The sequence below is a fragment of the Arthrobacter sp. IK3 genome, from assembly GCF_051337705.1.
In the GTDB taxonomy this organism is placed as follows: domain Bacteria; phylum Actinomycetota; class Actinomycetes; order Actinomycetales; family Micrococcaceae; genus Arthrobacter_B; species Arthrobacter_B koreensis.
In genome coordinates this window covers 152,289-178,299 of sequence record NZ_JBPPSW010000005.1, presented here as the reverse complement: position 1 = coordinate 178,299, position 26,011 = coordinate 152,289, and the positions used below count along the sequence as shown (strand labels likewise).

Below are 26,011 nucleotides of genomic sequence, written 5' to 3'. Positions count from 1 at the left end.
CAGGTGCCGCGGGAACCTCCGTGAACGCCATTACGGCCTGAGGAGGCAGGATCAGAGCGGTGCCAGGACGGGGATGCTGCATTTTCAGGGCGGCGTACGCCAGGGGATAAACTGCCATTGCTGTCCCGTTCCCAGCCAAGGAGTCGACTGTGCCCCCGAAACGCCGGCCCAATAAGTACGTTTACCGTTCGATCGTCTTTGCCGGAGTCGCAGCAGTGAAGCTGTTTCGGGTGAAGGTCATTCCCACCGGACTCGAGCACCTGCCACAGGATGAAGTCATCCGCGGGCTGAACCGCAGGGTGGAGCCCGGCAAGGGTGCCGTCGTCGCCATCACGCACTTTGGCTACCTGGACTTCGTCTTCGCCGAATACCTGCTGTGGCGGCAGCTCAAGGTCCACATGCGGTTCCTGGTCACCAAAAAAGCAGCACGCAAAAAGTTCGTCGCGGCGGTCTGTGACTGGTGCGAACACGTAGTGGTGGACCGTTCCAACGGCGCAGAAGCCTATACCGAGTCCGTTGAGAAGCTGCACCGCGGAGATTACCTGGCGGTACTCCCGGAGGCCGGCGTGAGCCGCAGCTTCACCGTCCGGCAGCTGAAGACCGGAGCCGTCCGCATGGCGGCGGAAGCCGGAGTGCCGATTGTGCCGGTGTCCGTCTGGGGCGGGCACCGGATGCTCACCCGCGGGCACGGACTGAGCCTCAAGGCGGTGTGGAAGACTCCTGTCCGCATCCATATCGGCGAACCACTCAAGATCGACCCGTCCGCTCCGGTGGCGGAAGAGACGGCCCGGCTGCAGGAGATCCTCCAGGCCGGCATCGACGAGTGCATCGACACCTATCCCGAAAAAGCACCTGACGGCGCCTGGTGGATGCCGGCCAGCCGCGGCGGGTCGGCGATGACCCCCGAGGAGCAGGTGGTCCTGGACGAGGCGGACCGCGCGAAGTACAAGATCACCGGCTAGGGATCCGGCAGGCTAGGCTGCCGGCGCCGTCTGCACGACGTCGATCACCTGCCGGGACTGGACCCGGCACAGGGCTATAGGCTGGATCCAGTGATACTTGACGAACCGGGAACCTTCCTGCAGCGCACCCCGCCCGCCTGGCTTGGAACCGGGCTGCGGGCCGGCGGTGCGTGGCTTGGCGCAGCCGGTGTTCCGCTTCCCGTCCTGAATCCGGAGCGTGCCATGCTCCTGTACGTCCGCCGAACGGAGGGTGAATGAGCGTCCCTGCTATCCACTCCGAACCGGATGCCGGGCCCCTGCGTACGCATCTCGCCGACGGCCGGGAGCTGTTGTACTTCTTCGACGAAGGTGCGGGAACGGAGCGTCCCGGTGCCGCACCGGCTGACAGCCGCATCCTGTCTCCGCGCCCGCAGACACCGCTGATGCGCTATGACCCGCTCCTGGGAGAGTGGGTGTCCTATGCCGAACACCGCCAGACCCGCACCCACCTTCCGCCGGCTTCGGAGTGCCCGCTGTGCCCTTCGGGTCCGGAGCGTGCCACCGAGATCCCGGCACACGGATACGACGTCGCTGTGTTCGAGAACCGGTTTCCCGCGTTCGGCCCGGGCAGCGGCGGCAGCCCCGATGACTCCGCTGCGGCTGCCCCCGCGGCCGGACGCTGCGAAGTGGTGGCATTCGCTGCCGAGCACGACGCTTCGTTCGCGGGTCTGAGCCTGGAACGAGCGCGTACCGTGATGCGGGCTTGGGTGCACCGCACCGCCGAACTCTCCCGCATCCCGGGCGTAGCACAGGTGTCTATCTTCGAGAACCGGGGTGCCGAAATCGGCGTGACCCTGCACCATCCGCACGGCCAAATCTACGCCTACCCGTTTGCTACCCCGCGGACGCTGCGGCAGCTGGAGTCGGTTCAGGCCTACAAGGAGGAGACAGGCGGAGAGCTGTTCGCTGACCTGCTGGCAAGGGAGCTGCGCGATGGCAGCCGGATAGTGGCGCGTGGAAAGCTGTGGACAGCCTACGTTCCCTACGCGGCCAGGATGCCGCTGGAGGTCCATGTGGTGCCGCACAGGAACGTTCCGGACCTTGCCTCACTTACGGACGAAGAACAGGACGAGCTCTCCGGGCTCTACCTGGACGTCCTGCGCCGAATCGAAGGCCTGTACCCAACGCCGACGCCGTACATTGCCGCCTGGTACCAGGCGCCCGTCCAGCATGCCGGCCGAAACTCCTACCGGATGCACCTGCAGGTGACTTCCCCCAGGCGGGCCGAGAACAAGCTGAAGTACCTCGCCGGATCCGAGGCCGCGATGGGTGCCTTCATAGCCGATGTCAGTCCCGAGGAAACGGCTTCCCGGCTCCGCCGGGTCCTGCCTCCCTTCGGCATCCGGACCGGAGGAAAGGCATGAATACCCGGGCCCTGTTCGCCGGGCGCTACGGATACGAACCGCAGGGCGTCTGGTCCGCTCCGGGCCGGGTCAACCTGATAGGCGAACACACCGACTACAACCAGGGCTTCGTCCTGCCGCTGGCAATCAACCGCCGGGCGCGGATTGCTGCGTCGCCGCGGACCGACGGAGTGCTCCGCCTGGCCACTACAGCGCCGGGCAGCGAAGCAGCGGAAATCAAGGTCAGCGAGCTGGCGCCCGGGCGCCTCACCGGCTGGAGCCGCTGCCTCGCCGGAGTGCACTGGGCCTTCGGACTCCGCGGTGCCACCGTCCCCGGAATGGACATGCTCCTGGACTCCGACGTCCCGGTAGGAGCCGGCCTGTCCTCCTCCGCGGCCGTGGAGTGCGCAGCAGCCCTTGCCGTGAGGGAGCTCTCCGGAGCGGACCTACCGCCCGGGGACCTGGTGCTCCTGTGCCAGCAGGCGGAAAACGAGTTCGCCGGCGCTCCCACGGGAATCCTGGACCAGTCGGCGTCGCTGCTCTCCGAAGCCGGGCACGGACTGTTCCTTGACTGCCGGTCGCGCGAAAGCCGGCTGGTCCCGCTGGACCTCTCCGGGGAAGGCATGACGCTGCTCGTCATCGATACGAAAGTCAGCCACGCCCATGATTCGGGCGGCTATGCCGAGCGCCGGGATGACTGCGAGCGGGCCGCCGCGGCGCTGGGAGTGCAGTCGCTGCGGGAAGTGGCGCTGCCGGACCTGGTCCTGGCGGCGCCGCAGCTTGACCGGACGGCCTACCGGAGGGCCCGGCACGTGGTGAGCGAGAACGAGCGGGTGCTGACCGCCGTCGCGCATCTCGAGTCCGGACGCCCCATCCGTGACATCGGCCAGGTGCTGGCCTCAAGCCATGAGTCGCTCCGGGACGATTTCGAGGTCTCTTCTCCGGAACTGGACCTGGCCGTGGAGACAGCAATGGCCGCCGGTGCCCCGGGTGCACGGATGACCGGCGGCGGATTCGGCGGATCAGCGATCGCGCTGGTGGATGCCCGGGAGGCCGGACAGGTGGGTGCTGCGATAGTGCGGGCCTTCGGCCGGGCCGGCTGCCTGGAACCGGACATATTCGCCGTCGAGCCCGGAGCCGGAGCGCGCAGGGAGTCCTAGCGGGGCCGGGCCCGGACACGCGGGGGCGGTTGCCGGACAACCGCCCCCGCCCGGTGTACTGCGGCTAGGCGGAAGCCTGCGATGCCACTGCCTCGCGGATCGGCGTCTCTCCGTTGATGAACTCAATGAACTTGCCTACGGTTCCGGGCTGCTCCAGCACTTCGGCAGCCACTGCGGCCACGTCAGAGCGGGCTACGCTTCCGTCCTGGGCGGGGCCGATGCTGATGCGTCCGGTTCCCGGCTCATTCGTCAAAGCGCTGGGTCCGAGGATGGTCCAGTCCAGTCCGCTGCGCCGCAGGTGCTCGTCTGCCGCTGCCTTCGCCTCCGCATAGGCATAGAAGCTGTTGTCCGGATCAACACCGTGGTCCGGTCCGGCACCCATGTAGGAGACCATGACGTACCGCCGGACGCCTGCCTGTTCGGACGCCTCCATGGAGCGGATGGCGGCGTCGCGGTCCACCGCGTAGGTGCGTTCGGGGGAACCGCCGCCTGCTCCGGCAGACCACACGACGGCGTCGTGCCCGCCGAGCAGGTCAGCGAGCTGGGGAGTGTCCAGCTTTTCGACGTCGGCCACTACCGGTTCAGCCCCCGTTGCCGCCACCTCGGACACATGGTCCGGGTTCCGGAACAGTGAGGACACCTGGTGTCCGTTGGCTGCGAGGTCCTTCGCCAGCTGCAGTGCCACCTTGCCGTGTCCGCCAATAATTGCCACGCGTGACATGTTGCTCCTCTCGTCGGGTTCGGTGGAGCAAGCATAAGCATACTGATGGTTCACGTGCGCGGCTGTTCTGCCGCTGGCTGAACGGGCCTGTGGGTCACCACGAACCGATGCGGCGGATTGCCGCCCGGGATCGGCTGAAGGGGATGGTCTGGATCAGGGGGCGGGAACTAGTATCCGAAAGTGCCCGGTGCCCCCGCGCCAGGAGGGTACCCACAGGTGAAAGGACCTCAATGTCTACTGCCACCGCGGAAGCTGATCTGACCGTCCACACTGCCGAGGGGCCCGTTCGTGGCCGAAACACCGGAACGGCCAGGGTTTGGCGCAGTATACCGTACGCGCAGCCGCCGGTGGGGGACCTGAGGCTGCGGCTGCCGCAGCGGCCGGACCCCTGGCAGGAGGTGCTCGACGCCGGCCGGTACGGGCCGTGGGCTCCGCAGCCCCTGCGCAGGGTGCTGCCCGGCGCAGACGGGAAGACCCCCATGAGCGAAGACTGCCTGACCATCAATGTGACGGCTCCTCCGGAAGCCGGAGAGGCGCCGCTTCCGGTCCTGGTGTTTATCCACGGCGGCGGCTTCAGCACCGGCTCGGCGGCGATGGAGCTCGTGGACGGAGCGCGGCTGGCCGCGGCCGGGAACGTCCTGTTCGTTTCAATGAACTACCGGCTCGGTGCCCTGGGGTTCCTGGATTTTCGGGCCTGTTCAACGCCCGGGCGCACGTTTGACGTCAACGTGGGCCTCGCGGACCAGGTGGCAGCGCTGGAATGGGTGCAGCGGAATATCGCAGCCTTCGGGGGAGATCCCGGGAACGTAACCCTCTTCGGTGAATCGGCCGGCGCCACGGCTGCCCTGACACTGATGTGTGTGCCGGCAGCAGACGGCCTGTTCCACCGGACGTTCCTTCAGAGCCCTGCGGCCGCCGCAGCCTACGGGCCGGACCTCGCATCCCAATGGGCGAATGAATACCTCGGCCTACTGGGCGCCGGGCAGGACGGCGGCGCGAAAGCGCTGGCCGGACTGGATGCCGCAACGCTCACCAGGGCAGCAGAAGAGCTAAGCAGCAGGATCGCACCGGAGTCCAGGCCGGGTGCACTGAGCCTCGCGCCGGTCGTGGACGGCTCCTTCCTGCCCCTTCACCCGCTGCAGGCATTCGGTGACGGACGTGCCTCCAGCGTGCCGATGGTGATCGGGACAATGGACAACGAGGGCGTGCTGTTTGACCGGCTGCACAACATCCTCCCCACCTCACGGGACCGGATCGAGCGGATGTTCGACCTGACCGAACCGGAGAGACGGGACCGGGTCATCGCTGCCTACCGCGGCTACCCGCACAAAAAACAGGCCGTGGAACTCGGCGGTGACGCAGTGTTCTGGTATCCGAGCGTCCAGGCGGCCCAGGCACATGCTGCCCACGCACCCACCTGGTCCTACCGGTTCGATTACGCACCGCGGGCAGCAAGGGCGGTAGGACTGGGCGCAACTCATGGCCTCGATCTCGCCGCCGTTTTCGGTAATTACGACGCCGGGACCGGCCGGATGCTGCTGAGCATGGGAAACCGCCGCACGGCCAGGAACGTGGGCCACCGGTTCCAGTCCGCACTGCTGCGGTTCGCCCGGACCGGGGCCCCGGGCCCCATGTGGCCGCGCTATGACCGGACATCACGGCGGACGAAGATCTTTGACCGGTACGACCGGATTGAACTGGATCCGCGGACAGTCCGCCGCCAGGCGTGGGACGGATACCGGGGGTACCGCTAGCTGGCCGGGGCCGGGAAGCCCGCCGGTCCGGCATAGGATTGGAGGCATGACCGCCACCCTTGTTGCCCGCAGCCTCTCCGGCGGTTACGCCCACCGCGTCCTGTTTTCGGGACTGTCGCTCACTGTCGCCCCGGGAGACGTCATTGGCGTCGTCGGCGCGAACGGTGCCGGCAAGTCCACCCTGCTTGCCCTGCTTGCCGGTGCGGTTCCGCCCTTTGAAGGGACCGTTGAACGCCACCCGGGCGACGCTTTCGTTGGCTGGATGCCGCAGGAACATGAGCGGATCCCGGGGGAGAGCGTGGCGGAGTACATTGCACGGCGCACCGGTGCGGCCGGCGCAACGGTGGCGATGGAAGCCGCAGCTGAGGCCCTCGGAACTGAATCAACGCAGGCACAGGAGGACTACGCCGCCGCACTGGATACCTGGCTTGCTTCCGGAGCCGCGGACCTCGACGAGCGTATCCCCGCGGTCCTGGCGGCACTGGGGCTGGACCTGGGTCCGGAAGCCCTCATGACCGGTCTCTCCGGCGGCCAGGCAGCGAGGGTGGCGCTTGCTGCCCTGCTCCTGAGCCGTTTCGACATTGTGCTGCTTGACGAGCCGACCAATGACCTGGACCTGGACGGGCTGGCGAAACTGGAGGAGTTCGTCCGCGGGCTCCGCGGCGGCGTCGTGCTGGTTTCGCATGACCGTGAGTTCCTCGCCCGCTGCGTGACCCGGATCGTGGAACTGGACCTGGCACAGAACCAGGTGGCCGTATACGACGGCGGTTACGACTCATTCCTGGAGGAACGGGCGGTGGCCCGCCGCCATGCCCGCGAAGCCTACGATGAATATGCCGGCCGCAAGGCGGATTTGGTGGCGAAGGCGCGCACTACCCGGGAGTGGAGCTCGCAGGGCGTCCGGAACGCCATGCGCAAGTCCCCGGACAATGACAAGATCCGCCGCCGGGCAAGCATGGAATCTTCCGAGAAGCAGGCCCAGAAGGTGCGCCAGATGGAATCCAGGATCTCCCGGCTGGAGGAAGTGGAGGAACCGCGCAAGGAGTGGCAGCTGCAGTTCTCCATCGCGGCAGCACCGCGCTCGGGCACCGTTGCGGCCATCCTGAACGAGGCCGCACTGCGGCGCGGGGACTTTCGGTTCGGACCCGTATCCCTGCAGGTCAACGCCGGGGAACGGATAGGCATCACCGGGCCGAACGGTGCCGGGAAGTCCACGCTGCTCGCACTGCTCCGCGGGACGCTGAAGCCCGATCAGGGTTCAGCCTCACTGGGCTCAGGAGTAGCCCTCGGGGAGATCGACCAGCTGCGCACCCAGCTCGCCGCGGACCAGCCCCTTGCTGCCGCCTTTGAGGCCTGCGTGCCGGAAATGAACGCCGGAGAGGTGCGGACCCTGCTGGCGAAGTTCGGGCTCAAGGCGGACCAGACCGGCACCCGGGTGGGCGAGTTGTCCCCGGGCGAGCGGACCCGCGCAGCATTGGCCCTGCTCCAGGCCCGCGGCGTCAACCTGCTGATCCTGGACGAACCGACAAACCATCTGGACCTGCCGGCGATCGAGCAGCTCGAAGAGGCGCTTGAGTCCTACACAGGCACTCTGCTGCTGGTCACGCACGACCGCCGGATGCTCCAGAACGTCCGGCTGGACCGCATGTGGCGCGTTGAGGACGGGTCCGTCAGCGAGGCCTAGGATTACCCGGCCAGCCCGCCCGCAGAGAAATGTATGTGAGTTCTGTGACAGATGTGATAGAAGTCTTCTAAGGGCGGGACTGCCTGGATGACAGGAAGTGCCGCCGCATTGCGGGGGAAAGAAGTTGCTATGGCTCTGATGAGCGCACCGATGCGCCTCCAACCGCGTGCCCGGGAGCGGCAGGCGTTCCCCGGCATTCTGCGCAAGCTGGACGTGACCGTCCTGCTGGTGGTCTGGATGACCTGTGTCCTGACGAACTGGGACACCTCCGCAAAAGTCGCCCTGAACCTTGCCGCCGTGGTGCTCCTGTGCCTGAAGGAAGTTGCCGTCCACCGCTACATCCTGCGCCGGCGGAAGCCGGCCCTCCGCTAGGAACCGTTTCCGCGCTCTGCCTTCCCAAGGACGCTGACGCGGCCGCGCTATGGCTACCGCGCGCCGCCGGGTCTATCGTGGATTAGCGCGGAACCGGACCCGCCTGCCCGGCCTGGCCAGGCTCTCGGGGCCGCCGCCCGGTGGAAGCAGGTGAGGGATGTCCCTGGACATATCGGCACTCGAAGTTGAAACAGCGGATGGCTGGGTACGCGGTGTAGTCGAAGACGGCGTGCGGACCTGGCGGGGCATCCCCTATGCGGCACCGCCCCTGGGTGAACTGAGGCTCCGGGCACCGGCTCCGGCTGATTCCTGGACCGGCATGCGGGACGCGTCCGAGTTCGGCCCCATTCCGCCGCAGTCCCGCGGGCTGGCCCTGACCGGTTCCCGCCGGCGGCCGCTGATGAGCGAGGACTGCCTGACCATCAACGTCAGCGCCCCCCTGGACTCTGACCTGGCCGGGCTTCCGGTGCTGGTCTATCTCTACGGGGGTGCTTTCAGCTCGGGCTCCTCCGCCGTCCGGACGTACCGGGGCGCCAACCTGGTGCGCACGGGCGAGGTGGTCTACGTGTGCCTGAACTACCGGATCGGCGCCCTGGGCTTCATGGACTTCACGTCCTTTTCCACCTCCGAGCGGCAGTTCGAGTCCAACCTGGGCCTGAGGGACCAGGTGGCCGCACTGAAGTGGGTACGGGAGAACATCGCATCCTTTGGAGGCGACCCGGAGAACGTCACCATCTTCGGTGAGTCCGCAGGCGGAATTTCCGTCACCGCCCTGATGTGTATTCCTTCCGCGGCGCCCCTGTTCCACAAGGCATTCGCACAGAGCCCTGCGCCGTCCGGTGCGTACTACCCGGACATGCACGAACGGTGGGCACTGGACCTCCTGGAGATCCTCCGGGTCGAGGAAACCGACGCGGCCCGTGTGCTGTCCAGTATTCCGGCTGCCAAGCTGGTGGCCGCGATCCAGAAAATGACCATGAAGATCGGGCCGGTCCAGCAGCCGGGATCCCTGAGCGTTTCACCGGTGATCGACGGCGAATTCCTTCCCCGCCATCCCATTGACACCTTCCTGGACGGAGAGTCGGCACCCAAACCCCTGGTGCTGGGAACCATGGCCCAGGAGGGTGCACTGTTCGCCAAGCTGGACAACATCCTGCCCTCCACGCCGGCCCGCCTGGAGCGAATGTTCGCCGGCACTGACCCGGCCGCGCTGGACCGTGTGACTGCCGCCTATCCCGGCTATCCGTCTCGGGACCGGTCCGTGGAGATCAGCGGCGACCTCGTTTTCTGGTACCCCAGCCAGCTGGTGGCCGAAGGCCACTCCCGCGTGGCCCCTACCTGGATATACCGCTATGACTACGCAACCAGGCTCATGAACCTGCTGGGCTTTGGAGCGACCCACGCTTTCGACGTGCCCGTGATGTTCGGCGAGACCAACGAGCGGATCCTCCGTGCCCTGTCCCTGCTGGGCGGGCGGGACGAGCTCCGGGAACTGTCGGCGCGGTTCCAGGGGTCGCTGCTGAACCTCGCCCACCGCCACCTGCCCGGCGAAGACTGGCCCCGGTTCGAGGAACAGAACCGCCATACCCGGGTTTTCGACATCGAGGACCGGATTGAGTCCGATCCTTTTCCCGAACGCCGCCGCGCCTGGCAGGGCTACCGCGGCTACATCTGAGCCGGTACTGTTCCACAAGGCCCTATGTCCACGATCGAGGAGCCAGCATGAGTTCACATTACGACGTCGTTGTCCTGGGAGCCGGGCCCGGCGGCTACGTGGCCGCCATCCGCGCCGCGCAGCTTGGTCTGAGCGTTGCCATCGTCGAGGAGAAGTACTGGGGCGGGGTCTGCCTGAACGTGGGCTGCATCCCGTCCAAGGCGCTGCTTCGCAACGCAGAGCTGGCACAGATTTTCACCCGCCAGGCGGACGTGTTCGGAATGCACGGAGACGTGAGCTTCGACTACGGTGCCGCGTACGACCGCAGCCGGCAGGTGGCCGACGGGCGGGTCAAGGGCGTGCACTTCCTCATGAAGAAGAACAAGATCACCGAATACGACGGCAGGGGTGTCTTCAAGGATGCCCACACCATGGAGGTCACGCTGTCGGACGGGAAGACCGAAGAGCTCACGTTCGAGAACGCCATCATTGCCACCGGAGCCGCCGTCAAGCTGCTCCCCGGTGTGAAGCTCAGCGAGAACGTGGTCACCTATGAGACCCAGATCCTCAGCCGGGACCTGCCCGCGAAACTGGTCATCGTGGGCGCCGGTGCCATCGGCATGGAGTTCGGCTACGTCCTTCGCAGCTACGGGGTGGACGTGAGCATCATCGAGTTTATGGACCGTGCGCTGCCCAACGAAGATCCCGACGTGTCGAAGGAGATCACCAAGCAGTACAAGAAGCTGGGCATTCCGATCCACACCTCGGCGAAGGTGGAGACCGTCACGGACAACGGCAGCTCCGTCACGGTCACCTATACCGATAAGGACGGCAACGCGCAGTCTGTCGACGCCGACCGCGTGATGATGTCCGTGGGCTTCGCCCCGCGGCTGGACGGCTTTGGCCTGGAAAGCACCGGGGTGGAGGTAACCGAACGCGGCGCCATCGCGATTGACGACTACATGCGTACCAGCGTTCCCAACCTGTTCGCCATCGGGGACGTGACGGCCAAGCTCCAGCTCGCCCACGTTGCCGAAGCCCAGGGCGTGGTGGCCGCCGAGACGATCGCAGGTGCAGAAACCATGCCGCTGGGGGACTACCGCATGATGCCGCGGGCTACGTTCTGCCAGCCGCAGGTGGCGAGCTTCGGACTCACCGAAGCCCAGGCCAGGGACGAGGGGCACGAGGTAGTGGTGAGCACCTTCCCGTTCACCGCAAACGGCAAGGCCCACGGACTGGGGGAGCCGGTGGGATTCGTGAAGCTCATTGCCGACTCCGCCTACGGGGAGCTGCTGGGCGGGCACCTCATTGGTCCGGACGTTTCGGAGCTGCTGCCCGAGCTGACACTGGCGCAGAAGTGGGACCTGACCGCTTCCGAGCTGGCCCGCAACGTGCACACCCATCCGACGCTGAGCGAGGCCCTCCAGGAAGCCTTCCACGGGCTGACGGGCCACATGATCAACTTCTAGGCGTGCGAGTGATCCGCGCGCGGCGGCTCAGCGGGTGAGGTAACGCAGCAGCAGTGTGTCCCCGGCACGCAGGACGTGCTGCAGCCGCAGCCTCGCAAGCTGAACCCCCGGCGTCCCTGCACCGATCCGACCGGAGGAACCGGCAGCGAGCACCGGGGAGAGCGTCAGGCAGAGCTCGTCGACCAGTCCCGCTGCCTGGAACGATCCAAAGAGCCGGGGCCCTCCCTCGCACAGGACCCGCAGCCAGCCCCTCTGCGCCAGGGCCCGGGCCGCCAATGCGGGTTCAACCGTGTCCGCTCCGGCCACCACGACGTCGGCCACCTCTTCCAGGGCGGCAAGTCGCCCGCGCGGCGCAGCCGCGGCGGTGAGTACCAGCGGCTTCACCGGAGCCTCGGTGAAGAAGGCGGATCCGGGGTCCAGGTCCAGTGCGGCGGAGACGACGGCGACTCCCGGATGTGCGGCGAGCCCCTGTTCCGTGCGCCAGGACCGGGTCTGTGCGCTCACGAGGTCGCCGGCATATCCCTCGGACCGTACTGTCCCGGCGCCCACCAGGATCACCTGCGCAGTGGAGCGCAGCAGGGCAAACAGGCGGCGGTCCGCGTCGTCTCCCAGTTCCCCGGAGCGCCCGTTCCAGGTCACTGCCCCGTCCGCTGAGGCCACGAAGTTGAACCTGAACACTGGGCGCCCGGAATGAGCAGGATGATCCCACCCGTAGGCTGCCAGGAGGTCTGCGTCGCCGAGGGCCCGTTCGGAGCCCGCAGCGGTGATCACCGGCGCGCTCACAGCGCAGGCTCGTTCACGTTACCCATGTTGTGCCGCAGCCGCACCGGCTCACGCCAGCCCAGGATCGCCTCCGTCATGCGGATGGCCCGGGAGGCGGCTTCAACATTATGCATGCGCAGGATCCGCGCACCGTTGAAAATGCTGGCAACAGCGGCAGCCAGGGACCCCTCAACCCTGCCGGACTTGGGCTCATCCAGCGTCTCGCCTATGAAGTCCTTGTTGGACACAGCGGCCAGGACGGGATAACCGGCCTCCGCGATCTCGGCGAGCCGGCGTGTCAGCTCCAGGGAATGCAGGGTGTTCTTGTTCAGGTCATGTCCGGGATCAAGAATGATCTTTTCCGGAGGCACCCCCAGCTCCTGAGCGTAGTCCGCACGGCGGCGCAGGAACTGCGCCACCTCCAGCACCACGTCGCCGTACTGCGGGCGGGGGTAGACCGTCCGCGGTTCCGCCAGGCTGTGGGTGATTACCAGGTGCACGCCTGCTTCCGCGGCCACCCTGCCCAGCCGCGGATCGTGCAGTCCGGTGGTGTCGTTGATGACGTTGGCGCCGGCTTCAATGGCCTGTTCCGCGACGGCGGGGTGGAAGGTGTCGGCTGAGATGATTGCGTCCGATTCGCTGCGGACTGCCCGGATGACGGGAACAATCCGTGCCGCTTCTTCCGCAGGATCCAGAGCCGGCCCCGGCGCAAACGGAACCCCGCCAATATCCACCCAGTCCGCGCCGTCGTGCACTGCTTTCAGTGCTGCGCCGATTGCCGCGTCCCGGCCAAAGGTCCGGCCGGCATCGTAGAACGAGTCAGGGGTGCGGTTGATGATCGCCATCAGCGCCACCCGGCACCGGAAGTCCAGTTCCCTGCCGCCAAACTGGTGCACGGGGTGCAGCAGTGGAGGATCGTAATGGCCGGGACATGATGCTTGCTGCCTGCCTCCGCTGCTGTTCAGACTCATAAAAGCATCCTACGGTGGTGGCAGTCCCCAACCGGTGCCACCGCCAACCAGGAAGGTCCTGCTCATGGAGCTGCCGCTGCCCAAGACCATTAGTCCCATGCTGGCCAAGCCTGCGGCCGGGATCCCCGAGGGTGGATACGCCTATGAGCCCAAATGGGACGGCTTTCGGGCGCTGGTGTTCCGGGACGGGAAGGACGTGCAGATCCTCAGCCGCAACGGCAGGAGCCTGAACCGGTACTTTCCCGAGCTTGCGGAGGCATTCCTTGAGGGCCTGCCGGAGCAGTGCGTAGTGGACGGTGAAATCATCCTCGTCAGCGGGGACGGCAGGCGGCTGGACTTCGATGCCCTGCAGCAGCGGATCCACCCGGCCGGCAGCCGGGTCTCGCTGCTGGCGGAGCAGACCCCGGCGTCGTTTGTGGCGTTCGACCTGCTGGCCCTAGGCGGTACCGACCTCACGGGTGAGCCCTTCCGCAGGCGCCGCGAGCAGCTCGACGGAGTTCTGCGTGCAGCCGGGGGCCGCCTGCACGTGACCCGGCAGACCCTGGACGCCGGGACAGCCGGGGAATGGTTCAGGCGTTTCGAGGGGGCCGGGCTCGACGGTGTGGTCGCCAAGCCGCTGGAGGGACGGTACGAGCCGGGTAAGCGGGCCATGACCAAGGTCAAGCACCGGCGCACGGCGGACTGCGTGGTGGCAGGCTACCGGGTGCACAAGAGCGGCGATGACCGGATCGGTTCCCTTCTGCTGGGCCTGTATGACGATGCCGGAAACCTCGTCAACGCCGGCGTCATCGGAGCCTTTCCCATGGCCAGACGAAGCGAACTCTTCGACGAGCTCCAGGCCCTTGTCACCTGGGACCCATCCCATCCCTGGAGTTCGGCGGGCCCGGAACCCGGCACACGGACTCCGCGCAGCTCCGAGGGGAGCCGATGGACGGGCAGCAAGGACCTCTCCTTCACCCCACTGCGACCCGAACGTGTGGTTGAGGTGGCCTATGACCATATGGAGGGACCACGGTTCCGGCATCCGCCAAGTTTCCTCCGCTGGCGGCCGGACCGCGAACCGGAAAGCTGCGGTTTTGGCCAGCTCGAGGAACCGGTGAAGTATGAGCTCGCTGATGTGCTGCAGGAACCGGGGGCGCAACCCTAAGAGCCGTTCCGGAGGCTGTTCCGTGAAAGCGCGACCCGGTCATGCTTTCCCGCGGTGCCGGATCCAGAGTGAATTTGGCCTCGCGGGCAGGGCTGCGGGGCTCGGTTGGAGGCGCCGCCTACACCGCTGCGAAACACGCGCTGACGAGGGCTGGGGAGTGGCGTAGCCCGCCCGTTCGGCCACCCGCGGTGGACTGTGCCGAGTCCCGCAGCGGCCGGTGGGCACCCTCACAGCCGTCATTGAAGGGCGTATCCGCGGGGATAACCTGAGAATCATGGAATCCGGCGACATCAATTTTCATACCCGTAAATGGGTCAGGCCCGAAGACCTGAATGCAAACGGAACACTGTTCGGCGGGTCGCTGCTGCGGTGGATCGATGAGGAAGCAACCATCTACGCGATCCTCCAGATGGGCAACGGCAGGGTGGTCACCAAGCTGATGTCCGAAATCAACTTCGTCAGCTCCGCACAGCAGGGCGACCTCATTGAAATGGGGCTGTGCGCCACAAAATTCGGCAAGACGTCCCTGACGATGCGGGCCGAGGTGCGGAACATGATCACGCGTTCGAGCATCCTGACCATCGAACGCATCGTCTTCGTCAACCTGGACGCAAACGGCCGTCCTGCTCCGCATGGCTACACGACGGTCACCTATGACCGGGACCGGCTGCCCACCCATCACATTCCGGCATTTCCTCCGCAGGCGCAGCCGCAGTTCTAGGCACGGCGCCCTGCGAGGCTTCCCGCTGAACCGCCCTCCCGGTGAGAGAATCGCGTCAGGCTGCCGCGCCCGCTGCCGCTCAACCCGAGTCCCAAAGGAAACGCTGCAGCATGCATCTCGACAGTCCCGCAGGCACTGGAAGGAACGGGCGCAGACGCTCTGCCCGGATGGTTTTCTGGGGCGCCCTGGCCGGCATCATCCTGATCGCGCTGAATTTCCGCGGTCCGATCGTAGCGCCGTCGCCCATCCTGGACCTGCTCCAGTCCGAACTGGGGATGTCCGTCCAAACATCCGGCCTGCTGACCGCGCTGCCGATCGCCTGCTTCGGCGTCATCTCCTTCCTGGCACTGCCGCTGCTCCGCCGCGGGGGTCCGGACCAGGCAATCGCGTTCTGCCTGGCCGGCATCCTGGCCGGGACGCTCCTGCGCTCAGCCGGAGGGACGGAGCTTGCCCTGGCCGGTACGGTCCTGATCGGCGCCTCGATCGCCGTCGGCAACGTGCTGGTTCCGGTTATCATCCGGCGGGACTTCCCACCGGCGCGCGTGCCCCTGGTGACCGGCACCTACACGGCGGCCATGAACATCGGCTCGATGACCACCCTCATCCTGACCGCACCGCTTGCGGATGCCTTCGGCTGGCGCCTTGCCATGGCGGTGTGGTGTGTACTGGCAGTCGCCGCGGCCCTTGCCTGGCTCGGACTGGTGGGCTGGCGGGATTTTCTGCTGGGCGGAGCCAGGGGAGCGGCCGCGCGCCGGACCGCAGACAGCGCTGCACCCGAAAACGCAGCCGGACCTGCGGCATCCGCTCCGGTTGCGCCTGCCGAGCCGGTTTGGCGCCGTCCGGTCGCGTGGCTGCTGCTTATCGCGTTCAGCGGTCAGGCGTTCTCTTTCTATGCCATCTCCACGTGGCTGCCCACCCTGCTTGCGGACCTGCTGGAACTCGACGCGGCCGCCGCAGGCGCCGGCGCCTCCCTGTTCCAGGGGCCGGCCATCGTGGGCGCCCTGGCCGTTCCACTGCTGGCCAGGCGGCTGCGCACGCGCTCACTGCTTTGGCTGACGGTTGCTGCCTGGGCCGCACTGCCTCTGGGGCTGCTGCTCGCCCCGGCTGGATGGGTCCTGTGGGTGACGCTCGGCGGCATAGCGCAGGGAGCGGGGATCACGGTGATCTTCCTGATCCTGGTTCGGCTTGGCGGTTCGGGCCGTCAGGCGGGGCAGCTCTCCGCCATGGTCCAGGGAGGTGGCTATTTGGTGGCTGCCGCCGGACCCGTTGCGCTGGGAACCCTGCATGACGTTTCCGAGGGCTGGACCGTGCCCCTGCTGGTTTGCTGCATCAGCATTGCCGCCCTGTTCGTTGCGGGATCAATAGCAGCGGCCGCCTCTGAGCGGGCGTCAGGCGGTGCCGGAGAGCGGCCAGCGCCCAAACCGAGCGTGACCGGCTAGGCAGGACCTTCAGCACGTACGGTGCTCCCCGATGCAGGCGTCCGGCACTGACCTGGCCTGTACGTACCTGTTCCGTGCCCAGCCCAAGGACTATGGTTCCCCTAACAGGCGTCCGCGCGGCCCTCCCGCGGGGCAGCGGACTGCCGCAGCAGGGCTGACGGAGAGAAGGCAATGAAGACCCGTTTTGACCGCTATCGCCAAATGGCCGAGATCCTGTACCGCAATGGACTGGGATACCTGGTGTCAGTTGCGGGACTTGAGTCCTGGCTGCCGTTTCGCCGCAGGGAGGCCGACGGCGCCGACTCCACCCGGATGGCGAGCCCGGAATACCTGCGCCGGGCGCTGGAAGAACTCGGCCCCACCTATGTAAAGCTGGGCCAGCTGCTCTCCACCCGGCCTGACCTTTTGCCTCCGGCCTACATGGATGAGCTGGCTAAACTGCAGGACTCGGCAACCCCCGCTGCCTGGGACGACGTGCGCGGCTCGCTCAGCCGGGAACTCGGCGCGGACCCCCTGGAGGTGTTTCGCGAATTCAACAGCACCCCGATTGCCAGCGCTTCCATCGGCCAGGCGTATGCAGCGGTGCTGGCGGACGGCACAAACGTGGTGGTGAAGGTGCGGCGTCCCGGCATTGTCCCGGAGGTGGAGGCGGACCTGTCCATCCTGCAGTCCCTGGCCGGTTACGCCAGCCGGCATTGGGAAGCTGCCAGGGACTACGACGTCAAGGGCTTCATGGATGAGTTCGCCGATACCCTCCGCAAGGAAATGGATTATGTGCAGGAGGGCCACAACGCGGATCGTTTCGCGCTGAACTTCGAAGACGACTCCGCGGTGGTCATTCCGCGCGTCTACTGGGAGCACACCACCTCCAAGGTGCTGACCATGGAGCGGCTCTACGGCATGAAGGTCACCGACACCACGGCCCTGGAAGCCGCGGGACTGGACCGCAAGGCCCTCGCCGTCACGGCTGCGGATGCCGAAATGAAGATGGTGTTCGAGGACGGCTTCTTCCACGCTGATCCGCATCCGGGGAACATCTTCGTGCAGCCCAACTCGCAGATCGGGCTCATTGACTTCGGCATGGTTGGAGAACTCGACGACAAGCTCCGCGGCCAGCTTTCGGCCCTGTTCGTCGCCGTCATCCGCAAGGACCCTGAGCGGATGGCCACCGCACTGATGCGGATGACGGTCTCGCGGACCCGTCCGGACCGGATCAAGCTCCGGATGGACCTTGCCGGCCTGATCAAGCTGTACTCGAACCGGACCCTGGGCGATGCCCCGGTGGGCCGGATCATTACGTACGGCCTGGGGATCATCCGGAACCACCACCTGCAGCTGCCCGGGGAGGTTGCCCTGCTGCTGCGGATGCTGATCATGACCGAAGGCATGGGGGAGGTTCTGGACCCGGACTTCAGCATGGGGAAGACGCTCGCGCCCTACGCCCGGCGGATGACCGTGCAGCACCTGAACCCGGCTGCCTACGCCAAACGGCTCGGTAAGGCCGGGGGAGAGCTGCTGGAACTCGGCACCGAGCTGCCCGGACAACTGCAGCGGCTTATCAACACCCTGGACTTTGAAGGAATGGAGGTGCATCTGCGCGCCGGGGACCTGGTTCCCCTGGTGGAACGGCTGGAGCGGGTGGGCAACCGGATGGTCGCGGCGATCTTCGCGGCAGCCTTCATCCGGGGTGTCGGTGAGCTGACACTGGGCGACGCCGACCGCTGGCGCGGCTGGCAGGCGCCGCTCATGGGAGCCGGGCTGGCGTCTACGGGCGTATTGGGCGGCTACCTGGCGTGGTCGGCCCGCCGGCAGCGCCGGCTGGACGCAGGCCAATGACGCATTAACGCGCAACGGCCGGTACCGCGCACAGGCGCGGTACCGGCCGTTTTGGTGCAGAAGCTGTTACTTCTTCAGCCCAAGTTCGGCCGTCGGAATACGGAAGGACTCCTTGGCCGTCAGCGCGGAGATCGCGGCAATGCCGGCAATGGCAGCTGTGAACCAGCTGATCACTACCCAGCCGCCCGGCTCCAAGCCACCGAGGGCAGCAACGATGGACGGCGCGAAGCCGGCCATCAGGAAGCCCAGCTGGGTGCCGATTGCCAGTCCGGAGAAGCGGACCTTGGCGCTGAACATCTCCGCGTAGAAGGACGGCCACACGGCGTTCGCAGCGGCATAGCCGCAGCCGAAGACCACCACGGAGAGGGTGAACTGCAGGAGCGAGTTACCGGATTCCATGGAGAGCAGGTAGAACGGCATCACGGCGGCGCTGGAGAGCGCGCCGTAGATGAATACCGGCTTCCGGCCGAAGCGGTCGGCAGCCATGCCGAACAGCGGCTGCGTGAACAGCGCGGCGATGTTGCCAGCCACTACCAGCCACAGGGTGATGGCGGCGTCGACATTTCCTACTTCGGTGCCGTACTTGATGGCCAGGGTGCCGTACACGGTCGAGACAGCCGCGATGAAGGCGCAGCAGATGACGCGCAGGACGTCACGCCAGTGGTGCTTGAGCAGTACGCCCACCGGCAGCTTGGCGATCTGGTTGTTTGCCTTGGCTTCCTGGAAGGTCGGGGTCTCGTGGAGGGTGCGGCGGATGAAGTAGGTGACCACAACAACGACGGCGCTGAGCCAGAACGGAATGCGCCAGCCGATTCCGTACTTGATGTCATCGGGCAGGGCCATGACCGGAATGAAGACCATGGCTGCAAGGATCTGGCCGCCCTGGGTTCCGGTAAGGGTCCAGGACGTGAAGAAGGCGCGGCGGCCGTCGGGGGCGTGTTCCAGCGTCATGGAGCTGGCGCCTGCCTGCTCGCCGGCTGCAGAGAGGCCCTGTGCCAGGCGGCAGAGGACCAGCAGGGTGGGAGCCCACCAGCCAATGGTGTTGAAGTCCGGCAGGCAGCCGATCAGGAAGGTGGAGGCACCCATCAGGATGAGGGTAAACATAAGGATCTTCTGGCGGCCGACGCGGTCTCCAAAGTGTCCCAGGATCACTGCGCCAACCGGGCGGGCGATGTAGGCGAAGCCGAAGGTCGCCAGGGACATGATGCTCGCCTGGGCATCGGCATCCGGGAAGAAGACATAGGGGAAGATCAGCGATGCGGCCGTGCCGAATATAAAGAAGTCGTAGTACTCGACCGCGCTGCCCATGAAGCTCGCCGCGGCGGCCTTCTTCGGGGTCTTGGCGGTGGCTTGGGCGGACTGCGTCGGAGCAGCGCTCATGTGGGGCCTCCAAGGGATGGTGTGCGGTAAACGCACAGCAGTGCTTCATGCGAACACCACAATGTAACCCGCGCCATAGTCAGATGCAACACATGTGTGCGAAATGCGCACAGTTGTGCATTTTATGAACAGGCCGGTACCGTGGGCCTAGCCCCGTCCCGGGCGCCGAAGGGAGAACCACTTGAGCACCACCACCGAATCCTGGCTCGTTGGCCTGATTGGCGAAGGGATCACCACATCCCTGACACCGCCAATGCATGAGCGGGAAGCCCGGGAAAACGGACTTTCCTACCTCTACCGGCCTGTGGACCTTTCGGTGAACGGGCGCAGCGGGACCGAGGTAGGTGACCTGCTGCGCTACGGCCGCGACCTTGGCTTTAACGCCTTCAACATCACCCATCCGTGCAAGCAGCTCGTCATGGAGCACCTGGACCAAGTGTCCGACGACGCCGCCCGGTTAGGTGCCGTCAACACCGTGCTGGTCACGGACGAGGGTTTCATGGGCCACAACACGGACCACTCCGGCTTTGGCCGGGCCCTCGCCGCGGGCCTGCCCGGTGCGGCACTGGAGAAGGTAGTCCAGCTCGGGGCCGGCGGCGCGGGAGCTGCTGTCGCCTACGCCCTCCTGAAGGCCGGCGTTGGACAGCTGACCCTGATTGACCTTGACCTCGACCGGGTGCAGGAACGCGTCCAGGCGCTGTCCGCGCTCTTCCCGGAGGCGCACGTCGCCGCCGGAACCAGCGCTGACCTGGCGGGCGCACTCGCAGCGGCGGACGGCTTTGTGCAGGCTACCCCGGTGGGCATGCACTCCCATCCCGGCATGCCGGTCGATCCCGCACTCCTGCGCAGCGAACTGTGGGTGGCCGATGTCATCTACCGTCCCGTGCGGACCAAGCTCATCGACACTGCCGAATCGCTGGGCTGCCGCGTGCTGGACGGCGGACACATGGCGGTGGGCCAGGCAGTGGACGCGTTTGAACTTATTACCGGCATCCGCCCGGACCCGGCCCGCATGCGGGCACACTTCCTGGACATGGTCAGCAACGGCCTCTGAGCCGGAAGGGATTACCCAATGCGTACGTCGATTGCCACGGTCTGCCTCTCCGGAACCGTGGAGGACAAGCTCCGTGCCTGTGCCGCCGCTGGATTCGACGGCGTCGAAATCTTTGAGCAGGACCTGGTGGTTTCCCCCTCCACACCGGAGCAGATCCGGGACCTGGCGCAGGAACTGGGCCTGACACTGGACCTTTACCAGCCGTTCCGTGACTTCGAGGGAGTCGAGGAGGACGTGCTGGCAGATAACCTGCGGCGCGCCGAGGCCAAGTTCCGGCTCATGAACCGCTTGGGCATCGACACCATGCTGGTGTGCTCCAACGTAGCAACCGCCACCATTGACGATGACGCTGTAGCAGCAGCCCAGCTTCGTCGAATGGGCGAAACCGCCGCACGGTACGGCGTCCGGCTCGCCTATGAGGCGCTGGCCTGGGGCCGCTACGTCAGCGACTTTGAACATGCGTGGCGCATCGTGGAGCTTGCTGACCACCCCAACGTGGGCACCTGCCTGGACAGCTTCCACATCCTCTCCCGCCGCTGGAATCCGGAGGCGATCGAAAAGATTCCCGCCGAGAAGATTTTCTTCGTCCAGCTGGCTGACGCTCCCGAGTTGTCCATGGACGTTCTGTCCTGGAGCCGCCACTACCGGGTCTTTCCCGGTGAAGGCGCATTCGACCTGGTCACCTTCATGGGGCATCTGGTGCGCAGCGGCTATAACGGTCCGGTATCACTGGAAATCTTCAACGACGTCTTCCGGCAGGCCGCCGAGGAACGCACTGCGGTCGATGCCATGCGCTCACTGATCCGCCTGGCCGAACAGACCTCCATCCACCTGCAGGAAACCGGCGCCGGCGAAACCGCCATGGAACTCTCCACCCTGCCCGGAGTCGGGGAACCGCTCGGTTTCAACTTCGCCGAGGTCAAAGCCGGCGACCCCGAAACCATCCGCACGCTGCTCTACCAGCTTGGCTTCACCTGCCAGGGAACCCACCGCAGCAAAGCCGTTGAGCTGTGGACCCAAAACGGGGCGCGGGTGATCATCAACAGCCAGAACGCACGCGGACTGGAGCCCGGTATCTCGGCGATCGGCCTGGACGTACCGGACGCCCTCGCCGCAGCCTCCCGAGCCCTGCAGCTAAAAGCCACGGCCGTGCCCCGGCGCAGCCAGGCAAACGAAGAAGTCCTGCAGGCTGTTGCCGCCCCGGACGGGACGGAGATCTTCCTGTGTGAGGCAGAATCAGGCGGCCCGGGATGGATTCGGGAATTCGGAAACGGGGCTCCCGTTCCGGCCGCTGGTCCCATTACCGCCGTAGACCACGTCAACCTGTCCCAGCCTTGGCAGCATTTTGACGAAGCGGTGCTCTTCTATGAATCCACCCTTGGCCTCACCCCGCGTCCCAGCGTCGAGGTTCCCAGCCCCATGGGCCTGGTCCGCAGCCAGGTGATGCGCAGCAGCGACGGCGCCGTGCGGATGGCACTGAACATCGCGCCCATGGTGTTCGACGGCTCCGGTTATCCGCAGCACGTGGCGTTTGCCTGCAGTGACCTCGTGGCATTGGCGCGCACCGCCGTCGCCCGGGGCCTGCAGTTCCTGCCGGTACCGGGCAACTACTACGAGGACCTCGATGCGCGGTTCGGACTGGACCCGGAGTTCCTGACGGTGCTGAAGGACCTGAACCTTCTCTACGACCGGGACGCGGACGGCGAATTCCTGCACTTCTATACCTCCACGGTGGGCAACGTCTTCTTCGAGGTGGTGGAGCGCAGGCCTTCCTATGAGGGGTACGGCGCTCCCAACGCTCCCGTGCGGCTCGCGGCCCAGTACCTCGCGAACGGCTGACACGGTCCTGACCTGTGGCTTTGCCGGCCAGTGCGCCGCCGGACCGCGTTCCGGAGTGGGCTAGGATCGGTGGATCGGCGGTTGGGAAGGACCCGGCACGAGGACAGGTCAGGGGGAAACCACAGTGGGCGCTCCGCAGGGTGACTGGTATGTAAAGTCCGTCGAGAAGACGTTTACCGTCCTGGGCGCATTCACCGAGGAAGAGCCGCTGCAGAGCGTCAGCGAGGTGGCTGCCAAGGCCGACCTGAGCCGCGCCGCCGCAAGGCGGTTCCTGCTCACCCTCACGGAGCTGGGTTACCTGTCCACCGACGGCGCCCGGTTCCAGCTGGCACCCCGCGTGCTCAACGTCGGCTCGGCATTCCTTTCCAGCCTGACGCTTCCCGCCATCGCGGAGCCCCACCTGAAGCAGCTGTCCGCGGACCTTCAGGAAACCGCGTCAGTGTGCATCCTCGACGACGTGCACGTGGTGTATGTTGCCCGGGTCACCTCCCCGCGGCTGGTCAGCGTGGCCGTCCAGGTGGGAACGCGCTTTCCGGCCTGGGCAACGTCCATGGGACGGGTGCTGCTGGCCTCGCTCGATGATGCAGACCTGCAGGACCGGTTGGCCCGGTCGGACGTCCGCCGCTTCACGCCCAGCACCGTTCCCTCCAGGGAAGCCCTGCAGGCGGAAATCAGGACGGTGCGTGAACGCGGCTGGTCAGTTGTCCGTGAGGAATACGAGGAAGGGCTCAGCGGAGTTGCCGTGCCGGTCCACCGCGGAGGACGGGTGGTTGCCGCGGCCAACGTTTCCCTGCACCAGTCATACGGCAGGGCCGCAGGACTGGAAGAAATCCTGTTGCCCCGGCTGAGGCGTGCCGCTGAAGACATTTCGGCCGACTACGGCATCCGCCTCACGGGGTAGCCACCCGCGTGCCGGCAGGATGCCGCGGGGCAGGGAACTGCGGCGGAGACCCGTTCGCACGCCCCGCCGCAGTTCGTCTTGTGATGCCCCGCTAGGCTGCGTAGTCCGAGGCGTTGTACAGGTTCAGCTTTAGCGCCGAGGCGATCTGGGCCACCGCCTTTCGTCCCCGGACGCTGTTGCCGGCAGCGTCCAGCGGGGGTGAGAAGGCGGCAATGGCCAGGACGCCCGGCATGACTGCCAGGATCCCGCCGCCCACGCCGGACTTGCCGGGAAGGCCTACCCGGTACGCCCAGTCACCCGAGGCCGTGTACAGCCCCTCCATGGTCATTTCCGCCAGCATGGGCGGGATGATGTCCGGGTGCGTGATGGCAGCCTGCTTCGTCACGGGGTTGGTTCCCCGTGCGGCAATGGTCGCTCCCATGGTTGCCAGGTCAACCGCTGTCACCAGGGTGGAGCATTGGCGTGTGTACACGTCGCAGGCCTCCATGGGATCCGAGTACATCGTCCCGCCTGAATACAGCAGCCAGGCGATGGCCCGGTTATGGAAGTTGGTGGACTGTTCCGAGTCGTTCACCGCATCGCTCAGCCGAATGTCCCGGCCGGCGAAGGCAGACTGGGTTGCCAGGATTTTCTGCCAGCGGTCCTCGGCGTTGCCTGCCGGGATCAGGGACACCGTGGCCATGGCTCCGGCATTGACGAGCGGGGAGAGCGGCTTGTCATCGTGCAGGGCCACGGCAATCACCGAATTAAACGGCTCACCCGTGGGGTCCGCCCCGACTTTGTCGTGGAACTGGGGCAACCCGACTTCATCCATGGCGCGGGCCATCGAAAAGACCTTGGAGATCGACTCCAGCGCAAACTCGAAATCCGAGTTGCCGGCTTCGAAAACCTCGCCGTCGGCCGTGACCACGCTAATGCCGAACAGTGCCGGATCGACGGAGGCAAGGTAGGGGATGTAACCGGCGTTCTTACCGCCCTGGTCCGGGGTGAAATCGCTGTGGGCGGTCTGAACGGCGGCCTGGATGGCTGACTTGTCGATTTTCATACCGCTGAACTCCCTCCTGCGGCCGGCCCCGGGTGCGGCCGGTGGACGCGTGTCCCCCCGCCCTGCTCAGACCCCCGGGAACCGGCGCCGGTGGCAGACGGTTTACCGGTGTGCTTGCCGGCCGGGGTGCCGCCCGCCGCTGCCGCCTTCGGGGCGTTTCCGGCCGTCTCCTCCCAGGTCTCTGACAGTTCGGCAGTGGTTGTTGAGGACTCGTTGACTGTGCCCGGGTGAACGTGTTCAAGCTGCCAGGTGAACGGCACAAACTCGGCCTGGGGATCCTTCCAGTGCGGCTTGCGGAGCGCGTAGATGACCAGCGGAGCAATAATGAGCAGCACTGCGCTGCCCACGAGGATGCCCACATAGGTTGCCGGAGACCCCACGGAAATCTGATCCGGCGGGATGAAGCTGAAGACGAAGGCCATGAGCGAGCCCAGGAACCCGACGCCGCCGAAAATCCACATGCCCAGGTCGCCGCCGGGCACCCGGTAGGGGCGGGGGCGGTTCGGCTGGCTGTAACGCAGGTAGATTGCCGCCGCGAACATCAGCAGGTACATCACCAGGTACAGGATCACGGTCAGCTGGCTCAGGATCTGGTACGCCGCCTGCACCGAGGGCAGCACCACGTAGACAACACCCAGGGCGGTGACCATAAACGCCTGGAAGAGCAGGATGTGCGTTCCCATTCCGTGTTTGTTGGTGTGCTGCCAGAACCGCGGAAGATACCCTGCCCGGCCCACGGCGAGCAGACCGCTGGACGGGCCTGCCACCCAGGTGACCACGCCGGCCAGCACACCGATCAGGAGCATCGCGGCGACTATTGGCGATGCCCAGCCGATGCCGGCCCATTCGAACATGTCGTTGTAGGAGGTCAGCAGGCTCTGCGTGAGGTTGATGTCCGCCTGGGGAACAACGAAGGCAATGGCCAGTGTGCCCAGGACGAAGATGACTACCGTCCCTGCCGCGGCAATCAGCACGGCAAGGGGATAGTTCCGGGTAGGATTCTTCACGTCCCGGACGTGAATGGCGTTCATCTCCATGCCGGCATAGAAAAGGAAAATGCTTGCTGCCAGCACAACGTTGGAGAAGTTGGAGAAATCCGGTACAAGCTCTCCCCAGCCCATCTTGATCTGCGGGGTGTTGCCCGCAAAGTAGTAGGAGAAACCGAGCACCACGAGGATGCCGGCGGGGATCAGGGTGCCGACGATCCCACCCCACTGCGCCACTTTCGAGAACGCCGCGGCGCCCCGGAAGGCGATAAACGTCGCCAGCCAGTAGACCACCAGCACGACGGCGAGGACGAACGCCTTGTTTCCCGACAGCTGCGCATCAATGTTCTGGTCCGTTCCCGTGTATGCCAGCGAGACCGCGCCGAAGGTGAGCACGGTGGGGAACCAGATGGTCACCTCGATGAAGAGCATGAACATGGCCAGGAAGGCCCAGCGGGGGCCGAAAGCTTCGCCCACCCAGCGGAAGACGCCTCCGGTCTCCGGCCAGCCCGTCGCGAGTTCGGCTGCGACGATCGAAACCGGAATGAGGAACACGAGCGCAGCGAAGACGTAGTAGAAGATCGAGCTCAGTCCGTACTCGGCCTCGGCAGGCAGGCCGCGGAGGCTCACCACCGCAACGATGTTCATGACGGCGAGCGCACCGACGGTGATGGTTGCGTTCTGTTTTGCCCGGCTCATGCGGCCGTTCCCGGCCGGTGATCCGGCGCCGGTTGATGCAGCTGATGCAGTTGAATCGCTCACTGAATTCACC

The 26,011-nt window shown here is 66.2% G+C and carries 22 protein-coding genes; 16 read left to right on the top strand and 6 right to left on the bottom strand.

The window, feature by feature from the left end:
• The first annotated feature begins 149 nt into the window (after positions 1 to 149).
• The 4 genes from ACSLGO_RS08650 (at position 150) to galK (ending at position 3,504) form a co-directional block, all read left to right on the top strand.
• Positions 150 to 962, top strand: a complete 813-nt coding sequence (locus ACSLGO_RS08650; protein WP_436400927.1) for a lysophospholipid acyltransferase family protein — start codon at positions 150 to 152, stop codon at positions 960 to 962.
• A 90-nt stretch (positions 963 to 1,052) separates the two neighbouring features.
• Complete coding sequence (locus ACSLGO_RS08645) at positions 1,053 to 1,220, top strand: hypothetical protein (RefSeq protein WP_377955545.1); 168 nt, start codon at positions 1,053 to 1,055, stop codon at positions 1,218 to 1,220.
• Complete coding sequence (gene galT / locus ACSLGO_RS08640; RefSeq protein ID WP_263128917.1) at positions 1,217 to 2,365, top strand: galactose-1-phosphate uridylyltransferase; 1,149 nt, start codon at positions 1,217 to 1,219, stop codon at positions 2,363 to 2,365. Before ACSLGO_RS08645 ends, galT begins: the two co-directional genes overlap by 4 nt.
• Complete coding sequence (gene galK / locus ACSLGO_RS08635) at positions 2,362 to 3,504, top strand: galactokinase (RefSeq protein ID WP_436400926.1); 1,143 nt, start codon at positions 2,362 to 2,364, stop codon at positions 3,502 to 3,504. The genes galT and galK overlap by 4 nt, the downstream gene beginning before the upstream one ends.
• Before the next feature lie 64 nt (positions 3,505 to 3,568).
• Here the strand turns inward: galK and ACSLGO_RS08630 are convergent, their stop codons facing one another.
• Positions 3,569 to 4,225: an SDR family oxidoreductase gene (locus ACSLGO_RS08630; RefSeq protein WP_436400925.1), complete on the bottom strand. Its 657-nt coding sequence runs from the start codon at positions 4,223 to 4,225 to the stop codon at positions 3,569 to 3,571.
• A gap of 230 nt (positions 4,226 to 4,455) precedes the next feature.
• Here ACSLGO_RS08630 and ACSLGO_RS08625 point away from each other — a divergent pair, with 230 nt between their 5' ends.
• The 5 genes from ACSLGO_RS08625 to lpdA all read left to right on the top strand — a co-directional run bounded on the left by ACSLGO_RS08625 (position 4,456) and on the right by lpdA (position 11,158).
• The gene (locus tag ACSLGO_RS08625) at positions 4,456 to 5,979 is read left to right on the top strand and encodes a carboxylesterase/lipase family protein (RefSeq protein WP_436400924.1); all 1,524 of its coding nucleotides are present in this window, start codon (positions 4,456 to 4,458) and stop codon (positions 5,977 to 5,979) included.
• A 46-nt stretch (positions 5,980 to 6,025) separates the two neighbouring features.
• Entirely contained in the window at positions 6,026 to 7,663 is a 1,638-nt protein-coding gene (abc-f, locus tag ACSLGO_RS08620) for a ribosomal protection-like ABC-F family protein (RefSeq protein WP_436400923.1), read from the top strand.
• A 129-nt stretch (positions 7,664 to 7,792) separates the two neighbouring features.
• On the top strand, positions 7,793 to 8,035 hold the full coding sequence (locus ACSLGO_RS08615) for a hypothetical protein (protein ID WP_263128921.1): 243 nt from the start codon (positions 7,793 to 7,795) through the stop codon (positions 8,033 to 8,035).
• A gap of 157 nt (positions 8,036 to 8,192) precedes the next feature.
• Positions 8,193 to 9,710: a carboxylesterase/lipase family protein gene (locus ACSLGO_RS08610; protein WP_386916519.1), complete on the top strand. Its 1,518-nt coding sequence runs from the start codon at positions 8,193 to 8,195 to the stop codon at positions 9,708 to 9,710.
• A 47-nt stretch (positions 9,711 to 9,757) separates the two neighbouring features.
• Complete coding sequence (gene lpdA / locus ACSLGO_RS08605; RefSeq protein ID WP_091605132.1) at positions 9,758 to 11,158, top strand: dihydrolipoyl dehydrogenase; 1,401 nt, start codon at positions 9,758 to 9,760, stop codon at positions 11,156 to 11,158.
• Between the two features lie 27 nt (positions 11,159 to 11,185).
• Here lpdA and ACSLGO_RS08600 read toward each other — a convergent pair whose 3' ends face one another.
• Both ACSLGO_RS08600 and folP read right to left on the bottom strand, forming a co-directional pair.
• Entirely contained in the window at positions 11,186 to 11,941 is a 756-nt protein-coding gene (locus ACSLGO_RS08600; protein WP_386916520.1) for a pyrimidine reductase family protein, read from the bottom strand.
• Positions 11,938 to 12,891 carry a dihydropteroate synthase gene (gene folP, locus ACSLGO_RS08595; protein WP_091605126.1) on the bottom strand — a complete coding sequence of 318 codons (954 nt, stop codon included), beginning with the start codon at positions 12,889 to 12,891 and terminating at the stop codon, positions 11,938 to 11,940. The genes ACSLGO_RS08600 and folP overlap by 4 nt, the downstream gene beginning before the upstream one ends.
• 64 nt (positions 12,892 to 12,955) lie before the next feature.
• Between folP and ACSLGO_RS08590 the strand changes: the two genes are divergently transcribed.
• The 4 genes from ACSLGO_RS08590 to ACSLGO_RS08575 all read left to right on the top strand — a co-directional run bounded on the left by ACSLGO_RS08590 (position 12,956) and on the right by ACSLGO_RS08575 (position 18,034).
• Positions 12,956 to 14,038 carry an ATP-dependent DNA ligase gene (locus tag ACSLGO_RS08590; protein ID WP_436400922.1) on the top strand — a complete coding sequence of 361 codons (1,083 nt, stop codon included), beginning with the start codon at positions 12,956 to 12,958 and terminating at the stop codon, positions 14,036 to 14,038.
• Positions 14,039 to 14,312: 274 nt separating this feature from the next.
• Positions 14,313 to 14,759 carry an acyl-CoA thioesterase gene (locus tag ACSLGO_RS08585; RefSeq protein WP_091605121.1) on the top strand — a complete coding sequence of 149 codons (447 nt, stop codon included), beginning with the start codon at positions 14,313 to 14,315 and terminating at the stop codon, positions 14,757 to 14,759.
• Positions 14,760 to 14,869: 110 nt separating this feature from the next.
• Positions 14,870 to 16,198: an MFS transporter gene (locus tag ACSLGO_RS08580; protein ID WP_436400921.1), complete on the top strand. Its 1,329-nt coding sequence runs from the start codon at positions 14,870 to 14,872 to the stop codon at positions 16,196 to 16,198.
• Positions 16,199 to 16,369: 171 nt separating this feature from the next.
• A complete protein-coding gene (locus ACSLGO_RS08575) occupies positions 16,370 to 18,034 on the top strand; it encodes an ABC1 kinase family protein (RefSeq protein WP_091605115.1) in 1,665 nt (554 codons plus the stop codon).
• Between the two features lie 66 nt (positions 18,035 to 18,100).
• Here ACSLGO_RS08575 and ACSLGO_RS08570 read toward each other — a convergent pair whose 3' ends face one another.
• Positions 18,101 to 19,414, bottom strand: coding sequence for an MFS transporter (locus tag ACSLGO_RS08570; RefSeq protein WP_152274416.1), 1,314 nt, complete (start codon positions 19,412 to 19,414; stop codon positions 18,101 to 18,103).
• A 181-nt stretch (positions 19,415 to 19,595) separates the two neighbouring features.
• Here ACSLGO_RS08570 and ACSLGO_RS08565 point away from each other — a divergent pair, with 181 nt between their 5' ends.
• The 3 genes from ACSLGO_RS08565 (at position 19,596) to ACSLGO_RS08555 (ending at position 23,208) form a co-directional block, all read left to right on the top strand.
• Complete coding sequence (locus ACSLGO_RS08565) at positions 19,596 to 20,468, top strand: shikimate dehydrogenase (RefSeq protein WP_436400920.1); 873 nt, start codon at positions 19,596 to 19,598, stop codon at positions 20,466 to 20,468.
• 18 nt (positions 20,469 to 20,486) lie between these two features.
• Positions 20,487 to 22,307: a bifunctional sugar phosphate isomerase/epimerase/4-hydroxyphenylpyruvate dioxygenase family protein gene (locus ACSLGO_RS08560; protein WP_436400919.1), complete on the top strand. Its 1,821-nt coding sequence runs from the start codon at positions 20,487 to 20,489 to the stop codon at positions 22,305 to 22,307.
• Positions 22,308 to 22,431: 124 nt separating this feature from the next.
• The gene (locus tag ACSLGO_RS08555) at positions 22,432 to 23,208 is read left to right on the top strand and encodes an IclR family transcriptional regulator domain-containing protein (RefSeq protein WP_263128929.1); all 777 of its coding nucleotides are present in this window, start codon (positions 22,432 to 22,434) and stop codon (positions 23,206 to 23,208) included.
• Positions 23,209 to 23,299: 91 nt separating this feature from the next.
• Here the strand turns inward: ACSLGO_RS08555 and glsA are convergent, their stop codons facing one another.
• Both glsA and gadC read right to left on the bottom strand, forming a co-directional pair.
• Positions 23,300 to 24,253, bottom strand: coding sequence for a glutaminase A (gene glsA / locus ACSLGO_RS08550; RefSeq protein ID WP_436400918.1), 954 nt, complete (start codon positions 24,251 to 24,253; stop codon positions 23,300 to 23,302).
• Positions 24,250 to 26,001 (bottom strand): putative glutamine/gamma-aminobutyrate antiporter GadC, encoded by a 1,752-nt coding sequence (gene gadC, locus ACSLGO_RS08545; RefSeq protein WP_377955536.1) that lies wholly within the window; start codon positions 25,999 to 26,001, stop codon positions 24,250 to 24,252. Before gadC ends, glsA begins: the two co-directional genes overlap by 4 nt.
• Positions 26,002 to 26,011: the final 10 nt, after the last annotated feature.